The sequence below is a fragment of the Pseudomonas sp. ENNP23 genome (assembly GCF_001728945.1).
GTDB lineage: Bacteria > Pseudomonadota > Gammaproteobacteria > Pseudomonadales > Pseudomonadaceae > Metapseudomonas > Metapseudomonas otitidis.
In genome coordinates, this window is the sequence record NZ_LYSP01000011.1 from 83,421 (window position 1) to 99,400 (window position 15,980).

A 15,980-nucleotide genomic window follows, 5' to 3' on the forward strand; every position below is an offset into this window, starting at 1 on the left:
GGAGCCCGACATGCCCGCCTTTGCCGGCCTGCCACTGGTCATCGAACCCGCCGACCTGGCCGCACGCCTGGATGCCCCCGAGCTGATTCTGGTCGACCTCACCAGCGCTGCCCGCTATGCCGAGGGGCACATCCCGGGTGCCCGTTTCGTCGACCCCAAACGCACCCAGTGGGGCCAGCCACCTGCGCCCGGACTGCTGCCGGCCAAGGCTGACCTCGAGGCGCTGTTCGGCGAACTGGGCCATCGCCCCGGCGCGGTCTACGTGGTCTACGACGACGAAGGCGGCGGCTGGGCCGGACGCTTCATCTGGCTGCTGGACGTAATCGGCCACCCACGCTACCACTACGTCGACGGCGGCCTGCACGCCTGGCTAGCCGACGGCCAAGCCACTTCCACCGATACTCCAAAGCACGCCGGCGGCCCGCTGCCCCTGGTGCTGAACGACGCCCCGACCGCTACCCGCGAATACCTGCAGAGCCGCCTCGGCGCAGCCGATCTGGCGATCTGGGATGCCCGCAACCCCGCCGAGTACAACGGCACCAAAGTGCTGGCTGCCAAGGGCGGGCACATCCCCGGCGCGGTCAACTTCGAATGGACTGCCGGCATGGACCCGTCACGCGCGCTGCGCATTCGCCACGACATGCCTGAAATCCTCAACCGGCTGGGGATCACGCCCGACAAGGAAGTGATCACCCACTGCCAGACTCACCACCGCTCCGGCTTCACCTACCTGGTGGCCAAGGCGCTCGGCTACCCTCGCGTAAAGGGTTACGCCGGCTCCTGGTCGGAGTGGGGCAACCACCCGGACACGCCCGTCGAGGCCTGAGGCCCCGGAACCGCAAGGAAATCCCATGAAAGAACGCCTGTTCATCATCAGCCAGCACCTGCTCCCCCATCACCTGCTCTCACGCCTGGCCGGGTGCGTGGCCGAATGCCGCATTCGCTGGTTCAAGAACGCCTTCACCGCCTGGTTCGCCCGCCGCTACCAGGTGAACATGAGCGAAGCGCTGGTAGAGGACCTCACCGCCTACGAACACTTCAACGCCTTCTTCACCCGCGCCCTCAAGGAGGGTGCTCGTCCGCTGGACAGCACCCCCGGCGCGATTCTCTGCCCCGCCGACGGTGCGGTCAGCCAGCTCGGTCCGATCGAGCACGGCCGCATCTTCCAGGCCAAGGGCCACAGCTTCAGCGTGCTGGAACTGCTGGGCGGTGACGCTGAACGTGCAGCGCCCTTCATGGGTGGCGATTTCGCCACCATTTATCTGTCGCCCCGCGACTACCACCGCGTGCATGCCCCGCTGGGCGGCACCCTGCGCGAGATGGTCTACGTACCAGGACGCCTGTTCTCCGTGAACCAGTGCACCGCCGAGAACGTGCCGGAACTGTTCGCACGCAACGAGCGCGTGGTCTGCCTGTTCGACACCGAGCGAGGCCCGATGGCTGTGGTACTGGTGGGTGCGATGATCGTCGCCTCCATCGAAACCGTCTGGGCCGGCCTGGTGACGCCACCCAAGCGCGAGTTGAAGACCTTCCGCTACGACGAAGCCGCGCGAGCGCCGATCAGCCTGGAAAAGGGCGCCGAACTGGGCCGCTTCAAGCTCGGCTCCACCGCCATTGTGCTCTTCGGCCCCGAGCAGATTCGCTGGGCCGAGGGCCTGGCCGCCGGCAGCGCGGTCAGCATGGGCCAGCTCCTGGCACTGCCAAAGGAAGCCTGACCGCCAGGCCCTGGGACGTTGAACGCAGGGCCGCCCGACCCGGTCCAACGTCCCACACGCCTGCTCGACCACGCCTGTCCGCGCGATACCGCCACCGGCCTCTCGTTAGGCTGCGGCGGCACGATGATGCTGCTAGAGTGCGAAAGAACGTTCTCACACGCCTGGCCCGTTGCTGTTGGAGTACCCGAGTTACATGGACAAGCAGAGTCCCCACCTGTTATTGCGTGTTCCGACTCCGAGCAAGCAGAGCCTGTCCCTCTGTGAAGCCACGCCCCGCGATATCAAACGCTGGATCTCCCTGCTGCCCAAGGCCAACATCGGCGAGACCGCCCGCCAGCTCTACCAGGCGCTGGTGGAGCTGAACCAGCTCATCACCCCCAGCGACAACCGCCTGCACCTGCTGGAGCTGATCCGCCCTGAGGTGTACTTCGTCTGCCAGCACCTCGAACGCCACTTCCTCAACCAGGCCATCGTCCTCGACGAACGCCCGCGCAAGGTGGCCAACCTGTGCCAGGCCCTGCAAAACCATTTGGCCATCGGCTACAAGCAGATCGTCGTGCAGGAAGCCCAGCGCCAGGCCCGTGACGGCCAGCAACTGCTGACCATCGCGCTGCAGCGCGCCATGCATAGCCTCAACTCCGCCCTCATCCGCGCCAGCCAACTCTACTGCCCGGTTCCGGAGGGCCTGTGGCTGGAGCTGCACCAGCTCTACCAGTTGGCCACCAGCCGGCAAGCACACCGTGTCGTCGTGCGCGACGACCTGGCCCGTCACACCGAAGGCCTGAGCGTCGAGCAGACCTACCTGGTCGCGCTGCTGCTGGGCTGCGCCCGCTGCAACCAGATGCGCCAGAACAACATCGCCCGGCTCGCCGAAGTGCTGGAGCCCTGGAGCGCACTGGTACGCCTGCAAGGCGCCGAGCTGGTCTCCAGCCTGTTCGCCGTCGCACCGCAGGTCGACGGCCCGCCCCGCTACAAATCGCTGTTCCAGGCCAGCGAAATGGCTGGTCTGCTGGGCATCGACCCGCTGCCGCTGGTGGACGCCATCAAGCACTACCTCACGCTGGCCACCGAGGAGCGTGCCCAAGCGCGCTTGCTGGTACCGGAAGGCATCAGCCTCGACCTCCTGCAGCACCTCGGCTCCGCCTGGGGCGACATCTCCGAGCGCACCTTCCAGCGCACCCCCGGGCGCGGCGCACTCACCCTCTGCATCGGCATGAGCGCCCTGCACTTCTTCCTCTCCGGCAAGCAGCCGTTCGGCGCGATCCTGAAGATCAAGGAAGCCGGCCAGGCAGTTTTCAAGCCGATCAACAAGGACGAAGGCGACGTCTGGAGCACCGCCTTCGACGCCCAGCCACAGAACTGGGACGAAGGCCTGCCCTACGAGGAAATCCAGTACAGCAAACCGGTCACTCCAGGCGACACCAGTGCCCAACCGGAGCCCTCGGCCAGCGGCGAGGACTACCCGACCTTCGAACTGGCCATCGTCAACCACAGCCCCGGTGGCTACTGCCTCAGCTGGCCCAAGGAAGTCCCCAGCCAGCTCCAGGCCGGCGAACTGCTTGGCGTGCAGGACGCCCCCAGCCAGGGCTGGAGCGTCGCCGTGGTGCGCTGGATCCGCCAGGTACGCGGCGGCGGCACCCAGATGGGCATCGAACTGATCGCCCCCCATGCCCAACCGTGCGGCCTGCAGCTGCTGCGCAAGGCCGACCAGCACAGCCAGTATCTGCGCGCGCTGCTGCTTCCGGAAATCTCGGCCATCTCCCGCCCGGCGACTCTCATCACGCCACGCCTCCCCTTCCAGGAAGGCAACAAGGTGCAGATCAACATTCACGGCGACGAACGCCGTGCCGTCCTCACCAGCCGGCAGACCTCGACGGGTAGCTTCAGCCAGTTCGAATACCGTCCGTTCGAGCAGGCGACGGAGCAGCACGGGAAGCCTGTCACAGCTTCGGGAGAGCGCGGATCGGGTGGGGACGAAGACTTTGACTCGCTCTGGAAGTCGCTGTAGATTCCCCAGCCACTCCCATTTGTCGCCATTTAGCGCCCGTTCGGCGCGGTCTAAGCACACGCCATGGCAATCGAGAAGAAAACCATCCGTCTGCTGATCCTGGAAGACTCGCAGAACGAAGCCGAGCGCCTGGTCAGCCTTTTCCGCAACGCAGGACGTGCCACCCGCGTCCATCGTCTGGTGTCCAGCGAAGACCTCGCTGAAGCACTCCAGCAAACCTGGGACCTGCTCATCGCAGCCCCAGAGAGCGAGAATCTCTCCCCCGGCGAAGCGCTCGGCGCTATCCGCCGCCAGTCCAAGGACATCCCCTTCATCCAACTGGTGAAGGACAACGACCCTGACCTCGTCACCGAAGCCCTGGCCCTCGGCGCTCAGGATGCGGTGCCCCAGGGCGAGGACGAACGCCTGGTGCTGGTGGCCAATCGCGAACTGGCCAACCTCGAGGAACGCCGCGCCCGTCGCGCCGCCGAAGTGAGCCTGCGCGAAGCCGAGAAACGCTGCCAGTTACTGCTGGACAGCTCCGTGGACGCCATCACCTACGTCCACGACGGCATGCACATCTACGCCAACCGCGCCTACGTTGAAATGTTCGGCTATGAAGATGCCGACGAACTCGAAGGCATGCCGATGATCGACCTGATCAGCGGCGACGACCAGGCTGCGTTCAAAGACTTCCTCAAGAACTACCGAGACGGCGAAGGCCAAAGCGAACTCACCTGCTCCGGCTGCAAGGTCGACGGACAGGCGTTCCAGGCCCGCATGAGCTTCTCCCCCGCCACCTACGATGGAGAACCCTGCATCCAGGTGGTGATCCGTGCCGAAGTGGCCAGCGCCGAGCTGGAAGAAAAACTGCGCGAGATCAGCAGCCAGGATCTGGTCACCGGCCTGTTCAACCGCAACCACTTCACCGAGCTGATGGATGCCGCCACTGAACGCGCGGTCAACGCTGGGCAGCCCGCGAGCCTTGCCTACATCCGCGTTGATCGCTATTCCGCCCTGCAGGCCGACATCGGCATCGGCGGCAGCGACCTGGTGCTGACCGACCTGGCCAACCTGCTCCGCACCCACTTCCCCGCCGAGGCGCAGCTCGCCCGCTTCAGCGACGACGTCTTCAGCGTGCTGCAACCCGGCCTCAGCCCGGAGCAGGCCCGCGACGGCCTCCAGGCCCTACGCAAGAAAGTCGAAGGTCACCTGTTCGACGTCAGCGGCCGCACTGCCCAGTTGACCCTGTCCATCGGTGTTGCCGGTCTCAACGAGACCACACCACGGGCAGAAGAAGTCATCGACCGCGCCCATCGCTGTGCCGACGAAATCACCGACGGCAACGACGTCCGCCTGTATGACCCCGCCAGCGAGCTGGCCGCTGCCGCCAACCGCGGCAACCTGGTGGCCATGGTCCAGCAGGCACTGGAAACCAACAGTTTCCGCCTGCTGTTCCAGCCCATCATCAGCCTGCGCGGCGACAGCCACGAACACTATGAAGTCCTCCTCCGCCTCCTCAGCCCCCAGGGCGAGGAAGTGCCTCCTGTGGAGTTCCTGGGCGCCGCGCGCGAAGCCGGACTGGCAGAGAAGATCGACCGCTGGGTGATCCTCAACTCGGTCAAGTTGCTCTCCGAACACCGTGCCAAGGGCCACAGCACCCGCCTCTTCGTGCACCTGTCCGGCTCCAGCCTGCAGGACCAGACCTTGCTGCCCTGGTTGAGCGTCGCCCTCAAGGCCGCACGCCTGCCTTCCGACGCGTTGATCTTCCAGATCGGCGAGCCCGACGCCATCGCCTATCTGAAGCAGGCCAAAGCACTCACCCAGGGTCTGACGGAACTGCACTGCAAAGTGGCACTGAGCCAGTTCGGCTGCGCGCTGAACCCCTTCAACACCCTCAAGCACCTGAACATCGACTTCGTGAAGGTCGACGGCTCCTTCACCCAGGATCTGGGCAAGGCCGAGAACCAGGAAGCCCTGAAAACCCTGCTAGCGAGCCTGCACGCCCAGGCCAAGCTGACCGTCGTGCCCTTCGTCGAGAGCGCCAGCGTGCTGGCCACCCTCTGGCAGGCTGGGGTCAACTACATTCAGGGCTACTACCTGCAGGGTCCCAGCCAATCGATGGACTACGACTTCTCCTCCGGAGACGAGTGAGCCCCTTCAGCCGCACACGAAAAAGCCGCCCGAGGGCGGCTTTTTCGTAGCTGGTTGGCCAGGCTCAGTCCTGGCCGTCGCGGTCGCGGAACCCCAGCAGGTAGAGGATGCCGTCCAGCCCCAGGGTGGAGATCGCCTGCTTGGCGGACTGCTTGACCAGCGGCTTGGCACGGAAAGCCACGCCCAGACCGGCCAGGCCCAGCATCGGCAGGTCGTTGGCGCCGTCGCCCACGGCGATGGTCTGCTCCAGGCGCAACCCCTCGCGCTCGGCCAGCTCACGCAGCAGATCAGCCTTGCGCTGGGCATCGACGATGGGTTCCACCGCCACGCCGGTCAGCTTGCCGTCGACGATCTGCAGCTCGTTGGCAAACACGTAATCAATGCCCAGCTTGGCCTGCAGCTGCTTGGCGAAATAGGTGAAGCCCCCGGAAAGGATCGCCGTCTTGTAGCCCAGACGCTTGAGCTCGGCGAACAGCGTCTCGGCACCCTCGGTCAGGCGCAGGGAAGCACCGATTTCTTCCAGCACCTCCTCCGAGAGCCCCTTGAGCAGCCCCAGGCGCTCCTTGAAGCTGGCACGGAAATCCAGCTCGCCGCGCATCGCACGCTCGGTGATCTCAGCCACCTGATCGCCCACCCCGGCCGCCTTGGCCAGTTCGTCGATGACCTCGGCCTCGATCAGCGTCGAGTCCATGTCGAACACGGCCAGGCGGCGGTTGCGGCGGAACACCGAATCGCGCTGGAAGGCGATGTCGACGTTCAGCTCCTGGGCCACGCTGAGGAACTCGGCCCGCAGCTCTGCCGGGTCGGCCGGCTCACCGCGCACGGAGAACTCGATGCAGCCCTTGCCCTGGCTGTCGGGCATGTCCAGCGGCATGCGCCCTGAGAGGCGGTCGATGTGATCGATGTTCAGGCCGTACTTCGCGGTGATGGCACTCACCCGCTGCAACTGCTCGGCGGTGACCTTGCGGGTCAGCAGGGTAACGATGTGGCGGGCCTTGCCCTGGCCGCCCACCCAGGTCTGGTAGTCGGTTTCCGACACCGGCGTGAAGCGCACCTGCTGGTCCAGCTTGTAAGCGGTGAACAGTACATCCTTCAACACCGACGAAGCCTGCTCGGTATCGGGGATCTCCACCAGGATGCCGAACGACAGGGTGTCGTGGATGACGGCCTGGCCGATGTCGAGGATGTTGACGCCGCCCTGCGCCAGGACCCCGGTGATCGCCGCGGTCAGACCAGGCCGATCCTCACCGGTGATGTTGATCAGGACTATTTCGCGCAAGGCGCACCTCCTGCAGTGGAAAAGGCGCACATTCTACCCACTTTCCCGGCCCGGCGAGCATGCCGGCGGCTTTGCCCTGCGGGGGGCGCTCGCTATACTGCGCGCCAATTCCGTCCGAGAAGAGCCGAGCTCTGTGAACCGGCCCACGTCCGTCAAACCCGACAACTTCTTCCTGCTGATCTTCAACGCCCTGCGCCAGCGCCGTGTGCCGATCGCCTTGCGTATCGCCAGCCACAGCCTGCTCCTGGTAGCCCTGGCGCTGGTGATCTACGCCTGGGTGATGGGCATGCAGTTCCGCCAGGCCATGCAGCAGCAGGCCGACGCTCTCGGCCAGAGTCTCACCGCGCAGACCGCTGCCTCTGCCACCGAGCTGCTGGTGTCCAACGACATCCTCAGCCTCAACGTCCTGCTCAACAATCTGGTGAAGAACCCGCTGGTGGCCCACGCCGCCATCTACAGCGTGGACAACCGCATCCTCGCCGAGGCCGGCTCCCGGCCCAAACAGAGCCTGCTGGGAGAGACCACCGGGCTGTACTCCACCCCCATCACCTTCCAGGAAGTCATCGCCGGGCACCTGCGCCTGAGCCTGGACATGCAACAGTTCCAGCAGCCGATGACCATCAGCCTGCAGAGCATGGGCCTGTTGAGCCTCATCCTGCTGGCCCTGACGCTGTCCCTCAGCCTGCGCCTGGGTCGCCACCTGTCCACGCCGCTGCTGCAACTGCGGGTGTGGCTGCGTGACCCGGACGATCCCGCTCCCGGCGCCGGCCGTCAGGACGAGCTGGGCGACCTCGCCCGCCAGCTCCAGGCCCGCCTGGTACCGGAGAAGCCCGAGCCGGAACCCGAGCCCGAACCGGACTACCCGGAAATCGAAGACGAAGACCTCCAGCCCGAGCCGGGCCTGGAAAACGAAGAAGACGGCTTCGAGGTCCGCGACCTGAGCGACACCCGCTACGACGTGGAGGACGAGCTGCCCAGCCGCCTGTTCACCCCGGACGATGACGACCCCTTCGCCGAGCTGCGTCCGGCGGAAGAGCCGTCCCGCGCACCGGCCGTCGAGCCGTCAGCGCCAGTGCAACCCAGCGTGCCCCAGCGCAGCGCCGTGCTCGCCGTGCAACTGGGCGCCCAGGACCAACTGCGCCGCCTGCCGCGCTCGCGCCTGCTGGACCTGCTGCAACGCTACCGCGACTGCCTGGACCAGGCTGCCACCCTCTACCAGGGCGAGCTGCACACCCTCAACGACGGCAGCAGCCTGATGCTGTTCCACAGCCTCGACAGCGGCGAGGACCACCTCACCCATGCGCTGTGCTGCGGCGAGCTGCTGCGTGCCCTGGGCCACGCCCTGCAGATCGAGGTGGCCGACAGCGGCATCACCCTCCAACTGCAGCTGGGCCTGACCCTTGGCAACAGCCTGGCCGGCATGAGCCAGGGCGACCTGCTGCTGGACGACGTGACCCAGGCCGCTCTCGCTCTCAGCCAGCACAGCCGCAACCTGCTGCTGGTGGACCGCGCCATCGCCGATGACCCACTGGTGCGCCAGCGTGCGCGCGTGCGTGCCATCGCCAGCCCCGAAGGCGCCTGCTGCGTCGAGCGCCTGCTGGAACCCTATCCCTCGCTGCTGGAACGCCAGCTGGCGCGCATGCACGAAGCCCGGCACTGAGCCGGGCGCCACGGAACGGCAACATGACCACACTGATCACCCATCCCCTGCCTGTGCTGGCCGTGGGCATCGCCCTCGGCAGCCGTGTCATTCCCCCGCGCCTGCTACTGGCCGGCCTCGTTGCCGCGTGCCTGCCGGACGCCGACGTGCTCGCCTTCAAGCTGGGCATCGCCTATGCCGATGCCTTCGGCCACCGGGGGTTCAGCCACTCGCTGCTGTTCGCCGCGCTCTGTGCCGTAGTGGCAGCCCTGCTCTGTCGCCCGCTGCGCTGCGGACCGCTGAGAGCGGGCCTGTTCGTCGGCCTGACGGCCCTCAGCCACAGCGCCCTGGACGCGCTCACCAACGGCGGCCTGGGTGTCGCCTGGTTCTGGCCGTGGAGCCAGGAGCGCCACTTCCTGCCCTGGCGCCCCATCGAGGTATCGCCCTTCATCAAGGGCTTCTTCAGCGCCCGCGGCCTGGCCGTGCTGGCTTCGGAAGCCCGCTGGGTCTGGCTGCCCTGCCTGGCCGTCGCGCTGTCCGGCTTCACCCTGCGCCATCTGCTGCTGCGCTCGCCGCAACGCGACCACGCCTGAACGCCCGGCTGAAATGAAAAACGCCGCGCTCCCTTGGGATGCGCGGCGTTTTCACAGGTGGAACAGCACACCGCTAGAAGCGGAACACTTCCACATCGGTACGCACCGGAGCCGCCATCGGGATTTTCGGCTGAGCCGGCTCCCGGCTGTTGCGTGCGGGGGCGGGGCTGGGCTTGCGCGTCTCCCCGGCAGCCGGCGCGGAGGCCTGGCCCTCCAGGGGTTTCACGGCACCCGCCAACTGCTCGGCGAGTTGCTGCAGCAACTGGCTCTGGGCGCGAACCTGATCGCCTGCCGAACCATCATGGGGGTGCTCCAGGCGCACCAGTCGGCTGTCACGCAACTGGCCGCCCTTGTCCAGCACACGCCATTGGGCTTCCAGCACCGCCGGGCGCTGGGGGCCGGAATCCAGACGGTTGATGCTCAGCAGCACCTGAGCCTCCGGGGTGAATCCCGGATTGGCAGGCGCCAGCACCAGGCGCTGGCTGTCGAGGCGCCAGGCCAACTGCCGCAGCAGGAGCTGGTCGATGTCGCCGGCCAGGCTACCGGCCCAGCGCCCTTCGGTGGAGGCGGTCAGGCTGCCGTCGAGCTGGCGTTGCAGGAGGGTTTCGCGCTGGAGATAGTCCGCCACGGAAACCGGGCCCAGCAACACGGCCATGCCGGCGGTCTGGGACGGCAGCTCGGAACTGCCGGTCTCCAGTTGGTAGAGCGGCGCGGGTGGGGCGTGGACGCAACCCACCAGCCCCAGGAGGCTGGCCAGCAGCGCCAGGAGTGGAAGTCGTACGACGTTCATCTGTCTGCTCTTCCGGGCCGCTTGTGGCGGCCCTGTTCCAATTCATCTCGGGACGCCCGCCATGGCGGGGCCGTCAGGGGGCACTATCATCCGCCAATGCGGCGGACGACTCCAGCTTCGCGCGTCGAATGGCAGGCGCCAGGGCGCCGCCGGGCGGTCAGCCCGGCAGTTCCACCTGCAATGCATCGACCCGCTGGAAGCCACGGGGCAGCTTGTTGCCACGCCGCCCACGCTCGCCCTTGTAGTGCTCCAGGTCGTCGGCCTTGAGCGACAGCGTGCGTTTGCCAGCCTGCAGCACCAGGGTGGCGCCGGCGGGCAGCACGGCCAGGTCGGCCAGGTACTCCTCGCGACTGGCGACCCGCTCGCCGGGAATGCCGATGATCTTGTTGCCCTTGCCCTTGGCCAGCTGCGGCAGGTCCGCGACCTTGAACAGCAGCAGGCGCCCTTCGGTGGTCACGGCGGCAAGGCAGTCCTCTTCCAGACTGCCGAGGGGACGCGGCGCCATCACCCGCGAACCTTCTGGCAGGCTGACCAGCGCCTTGCCGGCCTTGTTCTTGGCCTGCAGGTCGGCACCCTTGACCACGAAGCCGTAGCCCGCGTCCGAAGCGATCACGTAGAGCGCATCGTCGTCCGGCAGCAGCACGCATTCGAAGGTGGCCCCCGGCGGCGGCGTCAGGCGGCCGGTGAGCGGCTCGCCCTGGCCACGGGCGGACGGCAGCGAATGGGCCGCCAGGGAGTAGCTGCGGCCGGTGGAGTCGATGAACACCGCGAACTGGTTGGAGCGGCCCGGCGCAGAGGCTTTGAAGCCGTCGCCCGCCTTGTAGGAAAGCCCGGTGGCGTCGATGTCGTGGCCCTTGGCGCAGCGCACCCAGCCCTTCTCCGAGAGCACCACGGTGACCGGCTCGGTGGGCATCAGCTCAGTTTCCGACAGGGCGCGGGCTTCGGCGCGGGCGACGATCGGCGAGCGACGCGCATCGCCATAGGTCTCGGCGTCCTTGATCAGCTCCTCACGCACCAGCTTCTTCAGCTTGGCGTCGCTGCCCAGCAGGGCCAGCAGCTTCTTCTGTTCCTTCAGCAGCTCGTCCTGCTCGCCACGGATCTTCATCTCTTCCAGGCGGGCCAGTTGGCGCAGGCGGGTGTCGAGGATGTAATCGGCCTGGGCTTCGCTGAGCTGGAAGCGCTCCATCAGCACCGGCTTGGGCTGGTCCTCGGTGCGGATGATGTGGATCACCTCGTCGAGGTTGAGGAAGGCGATCAGCAAGCCATCCAACAGGTGCAGGCGCTTCTCCACCTTGTCCAGGCGGAACTGCAGGCGGCGGCGCACGGTGCCGACGCGGTAGGTCAGCCACTCGGTGAGCAGGGTGCGCAGGTCCTTGACCTGGGGACGCCCGTCGAGGCCGATGACGTTCATGTTGACCCGGTAGCTGGACTCCAGGTCGGTGGTGGCGAACAGGTGCTGCATCAGCTCGTCGGCGTCCACGCGGTTGGAGCGCGGGATGATGACGATGCGCGTGGGGTTCTCATGGTCCGACTCGTCGCGCAGGTCGGCCACCATGGGCAGCTTCTTGGCCTGCATCTGCGCGGCGATCTGCTCCAGCACCTTGGCACCGGAAACCTGGTGGGGCAGCGCGGTGACGACGATGTCGCCGTCCTCGACGCGGTACACGGCGCGCATGCGCACCGAGCCACGGCCCGTTTCGTAGATCTTCAGCAGGTCGGCACGCAGGGTGATGACCTCCGCCTCGGTGGGGAAGTCCGGGCCGAGCACGTGTTCGCAGAGCTGCTCGACCGTGGCCGAGGGCTCGTCCAGCAGGTGCACGCAGGCACTGGCCACTTCCCGCAGGTTGTGCGGCGGCACGTCGGTGGCCATGCCCACGGCGATACCGGTGGTGCCGTTGAGCAGCAGGTTGGGCAGGCGCGCCGGCAGGGTCAGGGGCTCCTGCATCGTGCCGTCGAAGTTGGGGCCCCAGTCCACGGTGCCCTGGCCCAGCTCGGAGAGCAGCACCTCGGCATAGCGGGACAGCCGCGCTTCGGTGTAGCGCATGGCGGCGAAGGACTTGGGATCGTCCGGCGCACCCCAGTTACCCTGGCCGTCCACCAGCGTGTAGCGGTAGCTGAAGGGCTGGGCCATCAGCACCATGGCCTCGTAGCAGGCGGAGTCGCCGTGGGGGTGGTACTTGCCGAGCACGTCGCCGACGGTACGGGCGGACTTCTTGTGCTTGGAATCGGCATCCAGGCCCAGCTCGCTCATGGCGTAGATGATGCGCCGCTGCACGGGCTTCAGGCCGTCGCCGATGTGTGGCAGGGCGCGGTCCATGATCACGTACATGGAGTAGTTCAGGTAGGCCTGCTCGGTGAACTCGGCCAGGGACCGGCGTTCCACGCCTTCCAGGGAGAGATCGAGGGATTCGCTCATGCGTGCCTCACGGTGTCAGGTGTTGGCGCAGCACCAGGGTGCCGTCGCGCTGTGTGAATTCGAGTTGCTTGAGGGCGCTCATGCCGAGCAGCACCTCGTCGCCATCCATGCCGGGGGCGATGATGGCGGGCACCTGGGCAAGGTGGATGTCGCCCAGTTGCAACTCGTCCAGATGGGTGCGATGGCCGGTGGTGCGGCCATTCGCGGTACTCAGGGTGATGGGCTCGCCACGCTTGAGCGCCAGGCGCCGGGCCAGCGCTTCGGGCACGGCAACGGCGGTGGCGCCGGTGTCCAGCAGGAAGGTCACCGCTTGCCCATCGATGCGGCCGTTGGCGAGGTAATGCCCCTGGCTGCCACTGGCCAGGCGCACTTCCACATAGCCATTGCCATGGGTGGAGGTGGGCGCCTGGTTGGGATTGCGCTTGCCGTCTTCCCAGCGGCCGAGGAAATGTGTGGCCAGGAGCATGGCAATACCCCAGGCGAGCACCAGCATCACCCGGCCCACACGCTTGCCCGGCGCCTGCTGGGTCATGGCGCTTCCCAGCCTCCGGTCGGTTTGGCAAAGCGCCAGACGATCGGGCGCGACTCGCCATCGGCGCGCACACTGGAGCCGTTGTCGACGCCGATCCAGGCGCCGTCGGCGTCGACCACCAGCGCCTCGGCCATGCCCCAGTCCACGTCGTAGCGACGGGGCTCGGTGAGGGCTTCGGCGGCGAACGACCAGCAACGCTCCACCAGGCCCTTGGCCGGATCGCGGCGGCAGACCTTGTGGGCATGGCGTTCCAGGGTGAACAGCTTGCCCTTGTACAGCGACAGGTCGGAGAAGTCCTTGGACATCGGCACTGCACGCCCCAGGGTCGGCGGTGGAGTGTCCTCGCCGGACTCGCTGAAGATCACGCAGCCACCGGAGCATGACCAGGTGGACTGCTTGCGGTGCACCACCATCAGCCCGCGACGCTCGCGCTCGGCGGCCAGCCACAGGCGCTCCCCGGCGAGGTCGATGGCGATCCCTTCGAGCAGCGCATTGAAGTGCAGCAGCATGCCGCTGGCGCGGGCCTGGCGGACCAGGCTGTCCGGCAGGCGCAGCCAGTCGGCGGTGCCGTCCGGGCGAACCTGCAGCACGGCGGCATGGGCTTCGCTGAGCAGGTAACGGTTGCCGGCGGCATCACAGGCGATGCCTTCCAGGTCCAGCTCATTGCCACGGAACAGGTTCATGAACCAGGTGCGCGTGCGCACGCCCCAGGGCAGGCCGCTGGCCGGCGGCGGCGGTGCCTCGAAGGCTTCCGCACGCGCCTGCAGGACACCATCCACCGGTTCCAGCACGAACAGCCGGTCATCGACCCGGTCGGACACGCTCTGCAGCACCTTGCCGCACAGCGCCAGGCCGGAGAGGTTACCGCCATCCAGACCCGCCACCGGGTACTCGGCCACCAACTGCAGCTCTTCCACCGAGGCAGCAGCCCACAGCGACGGAGTGGACAGCAGCAGGGCGAGGAACAGGCCCGCCCTCACACCTGGACCTCGACCAGGTTGCCCTTGGATTCGAGCCAGCTCTTGCGATCGCTGGCGCGTTTCTTCGCCAGCAGCATGTCCATCATCTCGTGGGTCAGACTGCCGTCGTCCAGGGTCAGTTGCACCAGGCGCCGGGTGTTCGGGTCCATGGTGGTTTCGCGTAGCTGCAGCGGGTTCATCTCGCCCAGGCCCTTGAAGCGGGTGACCTGCGGCTTGCCACGCTTCTTCTCGGCCGCCAGGCGGTCGAGGATGCCGTCGCGCTCGGCGTCGTCGAGGGCGTAGTGGACCTCCTTGCCCAGGTCGATGCGGTACAGCGGCGGCATGGCGACGTAGACATGGCCGGCTTCCACCAGCGGGCGGAAATGACGCACGAACAGGGCGCAGAGCAGCGTGGCGATGTGCAGGCCGTCGGAGTCGGCGTCGGCGAGGATGCAGACCTTGCCGTAGCGCAACTGGGACAGGTCACTGGAACCGGGGTCGATGCCGATGGCCACGGCAATGTCGTGGACCTCCTGGCTGGCGAGCACTTCGCCGCCGTCGACTTCCCAGGTGTTCAGGATCTTCCCGCGCAGCGGCATGATCGCCTGGAACTCCTTGTCCCGCGCCTGCTTGGCGGAGCCGCCGGCGGAGTCACCCTCCACCAGGAACAGCTCGGCGCGCATCGGGTCCTGGCCGGCGCAGTCGGCCAGCTTGCCGGGCAGCGCCGGGCCCTGGGTGATCTTCTTGCGCTCGACCTTCTTGCCCGCCTTGAGGCGGCGGCCGGCGTTGCTGATGGCCAGTTCGGCCAGTTGCAGGCCCAGCTCGGGGTGGGCGTTGAGCCAGAGGCTGAAGGCGTCCTTGGCGACGCCGGAGACGAAGGCCGCCGCTTCACGGGAAGACAGGCGTTCCTTGGTCTGACCGGAGAACTGCGGGTCCTGCATCTTCATCGAGAGGACGAAGGCGATGCGCTCCCAGATGTCCTCGGGTGCCAGCTTGACCCCGCGCGGCAGCAGGTTGCGGAATTCGCAGAACTCGCGCATGGCGTCCAGCAGGCCCTGGCGCAGGCCGTTGACGTGGGTGCCGCCCTGGGCCGTGGGAATCAGGTTGACGTAGCTCTCCTGCAGCGACTCGCCGCCCTCGGGCAGCCACAGCAGGGCCCAGTCCACCGCTTCCTTGTCACCGGCCAGGCTGCCGACGAAGGGCTCGTCGGGCAGACGCAGGTATTCGCTGACGGCGTCCACCAGGTACGAACGCAGGCCATCCTCGTAGTGCCATTCGACGCGCTCGCCGGCGGCCTTGTCCTCGAAGGTGACCAGCAGGCCCGGGCAGAGCACCGCCTTGGCCTTGAGCACGTGCTTCAGCCGGCTGACGGAGAAGCGGTGGGAGTCGAAGTACTTGGCGTCCGGCCAGAAGTGCACGCTGGTGCCGGTGTTGCGCTTGCCGACGCTGCCGATGACCTCCAGATCGCTGGCCTTGAAGCCGTCGGCGAAGGCCATGCGGTATTCGTTGCCCTCGCGCTTGACGCGCACCTCCACACGGGTGGACAGGGCGTTCACCACCGAGATGCCCACGCCGTGCAGGCCGCCGGAGAACTGGTAGTTCTTGTTGCTGAACTTGCCGCCGGCATGGAGCTTGGTGAGGATCAGCTCGACGCCGGGCACCCCTTCCTCGGGGTGGATGTCGACGGGCATGCCGCGGCCGTCGTCGATCACTTCCAGGGAGTTGTCCTCATGGAGGATCACCTGGACGCTCTTGGCATGGCCGGCCAGGGCTTCGTCGACGCTGTTGTCGATGACTTCCTGGGCCAGGTGGTTGGGCCGGCTGGTGTCGGTGTACATGCCCGGGCGCTTGCGCACCGGGTCCAGGCCGGAGAGGACTTCAATGGCATCTGCGTTGTAAGTGGCCATGGATTCCCT

The 15,980-nt window shown here is 67.1% G+C and carries 12 protein-coding genes; 6 read left to right on the forward strand and 6 right to left on the reverse strand.

Annotated elements, in window-relative coordinates:
• The first annotated feature begins 10 nt into the window (after positions 1 to 10).
• From rhdA to A9G05_RS08880, 4 genes are all read left to right on the forward strand, one after another.
• On the forward strand, positions 11 to 826 hold the full coding sequence (rhdA, locus tag A9G05_RS08865) for a thiosulfate sulfurtransferase (protein ID WP_069560614.1): 816 nt from the start codon (positions 11 to 13) through the stop codon (positions 824 to 826).
• A 25-nt stretch (positions 827 to 851) separates the two neighbouring features.
• The gene (gene asd / locus A9G05_RS08870) at positions 852 to 1,715 is read left to right on the forward strand and encodes an archaetidylserine decarboxylase (protein WP_069560615.1); all 864 of its coding nucleotides are present in this window, start codon (positions 852 to 854) and stop codon (positions 1,713 to 1,715) included.
• Positions 1,716 to 1,908: 193 nt separating this feature from the next.
• A complete protein-coding gene (locus A9G05_RS08875; RefSeq protein ID WP_069560616.1) occupies positions 1,909 to 3,723 on the forward strand; it encodes a molecular chaperone in 1,815 nt (604 codons plus the stop codon).
• A gap of 63 nt (positions 3,724 to 3,786) precedes the next feature.
• The gene (locus A9G05_RS08880) at positions 3,787 to 5,856 is read left to right on the forward strand and encodes an EAL domain-containing protein (RefSeq protein WP_069560617.1); all 2,070 of its coding nucleotides are present in this window, start codon (positions 3,787 to 3,789) and stop codon (positions 5,854 to 5,856) included.
• A gap of 64 nt (positions 5,857 to 5,920) precedes the next feature.
• On the opposite strand, the gene serB is transcribed toward A9G05_RS08880, so the two are convergent.
• Positions 5,921 to 7,135 carry a phosphoserine phosphatase SerB gene (gene serB, locus A9G05_RS08885; protein ID WP_069560618.1) on the reverse strand — a complete coding sequence of 405 codons (1,215 nt, stop codon included), beginning with the start codon at positions 7,133 to 7,135 and terminating at the stop codon, positions 5,921 to 5,923.
• A 133-nt stretch (positions 7,136 to 7,268) separates the two neighbouring features.
• On the opposite strand from serB, the gene A9G05_RS08890 reads away from it, so the two are divergent.
• On the forward strand, positions 7,269 to 8,795 hold the full coding sequence (locus A9G05_RS08890) for an AhpA/YtjB family protein (RefSeq protein WP_069560619.1): 1,527 nt from the start codon (positions 7,269 to 7,271) through the stop codon (positions 8,793 to 8,795).
• Between the two features lie 23 nt (positions 8,796 to 8,818).
• Positions 8,819 to 9,367: a metal-dependent hydrolase gene (locus A9G05_RS08895; RefSeq protein WP_069560620.1), complete on the forward strand. Its 549-nt coding sequence runs from the start codon at positions 8,819 to 8,821 to the stop codon at positions 9,365 to 9,367.
• 73 nt (positions 9,368 to 9,440) lie between these two features.
• On the opposite strand, the gene A9G05_RS08900 is transcribed toward A9G05_RS08895, so the two are convergent.
• From A9G05_RS08900 to parE, 5 genes are all read right to left on the reverse strand, one after another.
• Positions 9,441 to 10,157, reverse strand: coding sequence for a membrane integrity-associated transporter subunit PqiC (locus A9G05_RS08900; protein WP_069560621.1), 717 nt, complete (start codon positions 10,155 to 10,157; stop codon positions 9,441 to 9,443).
• Between the two features lie 157 nt (positions 10,158 to 10,314).
• On the reverse strand, positions 10,315 to 12,573 hold the full coding sequence (parC, locus tag A9G05_RS08905; protein WP_069560622.1) for a DNA topoisomerase IV subunit A: 2,259 nt from the start codon (positions 12,571 to 12,573) through the stop codon (positions 10,315 to 10,317).
• A gap of 7 nt (positions 12,574 to 12,580) precedes the next feature.
• Entirely contained in the window at positions 12,581 to 13,105 is a 525-nt protein-coding gene (locus tag A9G05_RS08910; RefSeq protein WP_069560623.1) for a TIGR02281 family clan AA aspartic protease, read from the reverse strand.
• Positions 13,102 to 14,085, reverse strand: coding sequence for an esterase-like activity of phytase family protein (locus tag A9G05_RS08915; protein WP_069560624.1), 984 nt, complete (start codon positions 14,083 to 14,085; stop codon positions 13,102 to 13,104). The genes A9G05_RS08910 and A9G05_RS08915 overlap by 4 nt, the downstream gene beginning before the upstream one ends.
• Positions 14,082 to 15,971, reverse strand: coding sequence for a DNA topoisomerase IV subunit B (parE, locus tag A9G05_RS08920; RefSeq protein ID WP_069560625.1), 1,890 nt, complete (start codon positions 15,969 to 15,971; stop codon positions 14,082 to 14,084). Before parE ends, A9G05_RS08915 begins: the two co-directional genes overlap by 4 nt.
• Between the last annotated feature and the right edge of the window lie 9 nt (positions 15,972 to 15,980).